The sequence below is a fragment of the Paramaledivibacter caminithermalis DSM 15212 genome, assembly GCF_900142245.1.
GTDB classification, from domain to species: domain Bacteria; phylum Bacillota; class Clostridia; order Peptostreptococcales; family Caminicellaceae; genus Paramaledivibacter; species Paramaledivibacter caminithermalis.
Genome location: NZ_FRAG01000108.1, coordinates 1 through 4,975, shown reverse-complemented (window position 1 = coordinate 4,975; position 4,975 = coordinate 1). Strand labels below are relative to the sequence as shown.

5 protein-coding genes are annotated in these 4,975 nt (G+C 28.5%); 2 read left to right on the top strand and 3 right to left on the bottom strand.

Translation table 11 applies throughout. The annotated features are described in order from the left end of the window. Positions 1–6: 6 nt before the first annotated feature. The 3 genes from tnpB to BUB36_RS18420 all read right to left on the bottom strand — a co-directional run bounded on the left by tnpB (position 7) and on the right by BUB36_RS18420 (position 3,007). Complete coding sequence (tnpB, locus tag BUB36_RS20720) at positions 7–360, bottom strand: IS66 family insertion sequence element accessory protein TnpB (RefSeq protein WP_073153714.1); 354 nt, start codon at positions 358–360, stop codon at positions 7–9. Further along, positions 354–590: an IS66 family insertion sequence element accessory protein TnpA gene (tnpA, locus tag BUB36_RS18425; protein WP_073153711.1), complete on the bottom strand. Its 237-nt coding sequence runs from the start codon at positions 588–590 to the stop codon at positions 354–356. The genes tnpB and tnpA overlap by 7 nt, the downstream gene beginning before the upstream one ends. A gap of 968 nt (positions 591–1,558) precedes the next feature. Beyond that, on the bottom strand, positions 1,559–3,007 hold the full coding sequence (locus BUB36_RS18420; protein WP_073153709.1) for a hypothetical protein: 1,449 nt from the start codon (positions 3,005–3,007) through the stop codon (positions 1,559–1,561). A gap of 243 nt (positions 3,008–3,250) precedes the next feature. On the opposite strand from BUB36_RS18420, the gene BUB36_RS18415 reads away from it, so the two are divergent. Together BUB36_RS18415 and BUB36_RS18410 are read left to right on the top strand one after the other, a co-directional pair. Continuing rightward, positions 3,251–3,874, top strand: coding sequence for a hypothetical protein (locus BUB36_RS18415; RefSeq protein WP_073153707.1), 624 nt, complete (start codon positions 3,251–3,253; stop codon positions 3,872–3,874). Between the two features lie 257 nt (positions 3,875–4,131). Further along, positions 4,132–4,863, top strand: a complete 732-nt coding sequence (locus BUB36_RS18410; RefSeq protein WP_073153705.1) for a DMT family transporter — start codon at positions 4,132–4,134, stop codon at positions 4,861–4,863. Positions 4,864–4,975 lie beyond the last annotated feature (112 nt).

Here is a 4,975-nt window from a genome sequence, read left to right as displayed (position 1 = left end):
TCTTGACTATATAATTACACGCTGTGTTACACTTTTATGAGCAGTATTTTGATGTAGAGACAGACCGTCAAGAAGCCATGAAAGTTCTCTTGGGCTTATGCAAAGAGTTTTTTTAGATGATGAACTTGGCCATTTAAATACACCTTTTTCAAGGCGCTTGTAATAGAGCCAAAATCCATTATGTTCCCAATGCAGAATCTTTATTTTTTCTCTTTTGCGATTGCAAAAAACGAACAAAGCATTGTCAAATGGATTAAGTTTAAAGTTTTCCTGAACAATAATTGCTAGACCATCTATAGATTTTTTAAGATCAGTACTAGAGCAGGATAAATATACTTTGCTGGGTAAATGCCTTAGCATAACTCTGATAAAGTCCTCATTATTTCTTTTAACAGATTTTTATCAAATATCCTCTCTCTATTTTGTTTCAAATACTCTTTATTTCTTAATTTATCGCTTATTTTATAATGCCAATATTTGAATGCATGATAGCTAAGATTATTCTCTCTACACCACTGTGCTCCTGATAGTCCACTATCCTTATATTCTTTGATTCGTTTTTCCCATATTAATCTATCATTATTACTCATTCTTAAACTTCCTTGTGGAGATTATATCATGACTATTACGTTATTGATACGTGGGGAAGAATTGACGCTTACATTATGAAAAAGGTAAATTATTCCCTAAAAATATTAAGGTGGTTAAAGGACTAGCTGAAATTTTTAATGTGACTACTGATTATTTCATGGAAGAATTTGACGTGGAAGTTATGTCTGAGTAATACAGTAATGGTTGCTCTTTACTTACGAGCCATTTAAAGCGGGCAATTTTGTAACCAATTATATTTTAAAGGAAGTTGATAAAAAAATACAAGACAAGAAATCCTTTTAAAATTGCTAATAGCTTAAGTATCAACATAAGATATCACTAGTTTTTAATTATTGAAAAAAATTAATAACCTCAACAAAATATAATTTCCATCTATTCAAATACAAAGGAGACTACTGACTATTGAATAATAGTTATACTTCATTTTTGTTTCAAGAAGTTCTAATTTTGGACAATTGATTCTATTCTGTCATAAATAAGTTCTAAATCTTATTGACTGCAATTGTTGCAATCCTTGTAAAAATAGCTTCAACATTACACTAACACTGATTATTTACTCTTAAATTCTTTTTAAATTATACATTATACTAAAATTAAACAGATACTACCTGATTTCTGATTGAAAGACACCAAAATGGAATTGTTAACAGATATGGTTGATATAATTACAAGACATTTTTCTAAAGAAAATAAATAAGTTCAAATTAAATTTTTATTATATAATATAGAGGAGACCGCTAACTGTCCCCTCTATAATTAGTATTACAGTATTTCTGTAAAACAAACATTAACTAAATAGTTTCAAGAATCTATTTGAAGTAATTCCTTAAAACTCCAAAAGCACATAAAATTCATTTTACTGTTAAAAATGTATTTAATATCTTTTGGGTATAAATCATACACACATAACTTAATAAATCTATAAAATTGGTGTGATTTAACTTAATTATTCCTCATAAGCTGGGATTGTAAATACTAATCCATCATACGATACTCTCCATCCAGGAACCAAATTACTTTCCGAATCACAATAATATACGATTTCACAATCCTCAAATTTAGGTTTACTTTTATTTTCATCAACATAATGTTGTTCAACCATTTTATCAGCTTTATCTTTAGCAGTTTTCTTATCAATCATTTTATTGTTATTCTTTGTTTTAGAAGTCCCATCAATGTCAAGCCAATTAATATCGATCATATTTATTTCACCATTTTCAATATATACATTTATATAGCTACCGTCTTTTAAATTTGATATTTTGGTATCATCGAAAGTTTGAGAATATTTAATGACATACCTTTGTGTTCTTGGACCATCAGAAATTGAGTATTCTTCACCGCCTTTTTGCAAGGTTATTAAGTTAATTATATCAACACTATCATATGTAGCATCTTCTGGTAAAACATTCTTTTTTCTTAAAAAAGTGGTTAAATCTTCTATTGATGATTCAAGATTATCACTATTGAAATAAAACTTAGTATATGATTTAAGTACATTATCACTTATAATCTTTCTTTTTCTTTTCACCTTATAATTGTTATCAAATGTTTTTATGTCTGTTTTCTTTATAGAACTATCTATAGATAGAGATTGTACACTTCCATTCACTTCAAGAATCATATCTGGTGATTTGTTATTGCTTGTAGTAAGGTCAGACATAGAGGTTATCTTGTCATATTTAGCTTCATCATTATATATTGATGAAGAATAATTAATCCCCCATCCTCTGTTTGCATCATACCATGCATCTCTGATTCTCATACCATTTTTCATATTTTTCACAAAATCTTTTGCAATTAGATCATCTCTGTAGTCACCTTCTGAACTCACCCATCCACCAGGGCCTGTACCAGCATATCCCAAAATCATATTTACTCTATTCGGTTTTCCTAGCATAGTCCTTAACCATGACTTTGTTAGCGAATCTGATGTTCCAATTTGATTGCAGACCGCTAAAACCACATATTTGGCTTTACTATTCCAAACAGAATTACTGTAAAAATACCCATAGGTAGAATCATAGGAAACATCATCTCCTATCTCATCATACATTATCGGAGCTTCGGAGTCAGAGTAGTTTATATAGTCACTTGAACTACCACCTGAATCTATTCCATAGCAACTCATTTTTCCACTAGTTAGTCCATGACCTGACCAATATAAAAATGTAGAAGTGCTATCGCCATCTTTAAATTGTTTAACTGTTGCAGTTGTATCTACAACTTTTTTACCCCAGCCTGATAATCCATCCATAGCATTTGCAAAATCAACACAATCAGAACCACTAATGTCTCCTCCATAAAGTGCTGTAACATAATCAGTCGCGAATGCTGCTGTACTTGTACTAAATACTAAAAGTGTCACCAAAAAAATTGTTAATCTTTTCTTCATAAACGCCACCCTTTCTTTTGTATTTTGTATTTATTTACATATTATCAAATTTGTTCGTTTTTGTCCATATTTTTCTATTTTGTTTAGTTTAATTAAATGAGCAAATTGCATAATTACCATTCAAAAAAACTTGCTAGCATATATAATTTTACATTTTTTATTGTTTTTTACATATAGTAGTGGTAATATTGTTTATAGCAATTGATTATATTTTAGGTAAATTATAATGGAAGGTGGATTATAATGAAGATAAACAAAAACAAAATTACATATTTGGTAATCTTTTTAATTGCAGTATCCTTGATATATTACACTTTCAATAATAATAGACAAAAAGAGTTATCCATTGAAAACAGTAATGAGCAGGAAGATTTATCCGTTGAGAAGACTTATGAAATATATGCTAATAATACTATTTATTTGTTGACTACTCTAGATAAATATATAAGAGAGATACAGCCTATGATTGACAAAAATATTGTAAGTAAAGAAAATAGTGATTTCATAATATCTCAATTTAATGATATAGTGAAAACAACTTATGATATGGATTTTCCAAAACCTATAGATGAAAACACAAATCAAATTTACAACTTTATAAAACACGATTTATATCAAATATTAAAAGAAATGAATATAAATATAGAAAATGAAATAAAGACTAATAAAAAATCCTATAAAAATTTACCTAAATATACTAACTATATCAGAAAATTAACTTTAGATAATAAAATACTAGATATTAATTTAAATACAAATACTATTAAAAGTACTAACTTAAGTGTAAGCTATAAAGACATTATAATTATAATTGCAAAGGAAACAGCCAAAATGAAACAAATTATGGATACTGTCAACAAAGGTTAAAAAAGGGCTGTCTCAAAATTAAATGTATCCTTTGTTAAGGACAATTAAAAAAGTTATGCTGAACGAGGGTGTAAACGTTCCAAGCAAGTTTACTGCTCTCTTTTTTCACGGAAGTATGTGGATCTTGACATTGCTAGATATTCTATACGACACAGGGACGTTTCGACGACACAGGGACGTTTCGCATGTCTTTTCTGACTGCTTTCTCTATGCAGATGAAACATCCCTGTGTCGCATATGACATATGAAACGTCCCTGTGTCACATATACCAATTTTTGCTTTATCAGGCTTTATTGGAGTAACTATTTATTTTTATTTTGAAAATAACGCAATAAGCATGATAGCAGTATCTTCTACATCCATAATTATCATAGTCATTCCTATTTTCACATTAATTGCTGAAATAATAGTTTTTAAAGTTAAATTAACAGCAAAAAAAATAATAAGTGTTATTGTATCGTTTATAGGAGTTTATTTTATAGTAGGTATTAATATAGGAGGGACTTCTTCAAATTCGTTGAAGGGTTATTTACTAATGTTTGGAGCAGTTCTAGCATGGGTAGTTTACACTATTATAACAAGGCCTTTATATAAAAAATATTCACAAATAGCTATAGTATATTTTCAGACCCTATTTGGTACACTTTTCTTAATTCCTTTTGCAATATTTGAAACTACTAATTGGGATTTAGTAAGTAATGTAATTATATTTAATGTTATGTATTTAGGAGTATTTTGTTCTGCAATAGCGTATTATCTATATATTTATGCAATGAATCACTTAGGGGTTTCTACAACATCACTATTTTTGAACTTGCTTCCAGCTATAACTGTAGTGGCAAGCTATTTTATACTAAAGGAGGATATAACTGTTTACCAGATTATAGGAGGAGTGTTAGTGATTTTTGCTGTTTATCTAGTTAATACTGGGAATAAAGAAAATAAACAAGATTCAATGGAAGAAGAAAATCTTGAAATAGTAACATAAAGCTATTATGAGAACAATGAAATTTAATACCTAAATTACTGGGATATATAAAAGCCTAGATTAGTTGAAATCTAGGCTTTTAATATAGATTTCCCATAGTAAAACTTAATTT

What these genes read in the sequence shown, in the direction of transcription:
- tnpB (WP_073153714.1), bottom strand. Translation starts at nt 360, where the DNA reads ATGCTAAGGCATTTACCCAGCAAAGTATATTTATCCTGCTCTAGTACT.
- tnpA (WP_073153711.1), bottom strand. Translation starts at nt 590, where the DNA reads ATGAGTAATAATGATAGATTAATATGGGAAAAACGAATCAAAGAATAT.
- BUB36_RS18420 (WP_073153709.1), bottom strand. Translation starts at nt 3,007, where the DNA reads ATGAAGAAAAGATTAACAATTTTTTTGGTGACACTTTTAGTATTTAGT.
- BUB36_RS18415 (WP_073153707.1), top strand. Translation starts at nt 3,251, where the DNA reads ATGAAGATAAACAAAAACAAAATTACATATTTGGTAATCTTTTTAATT.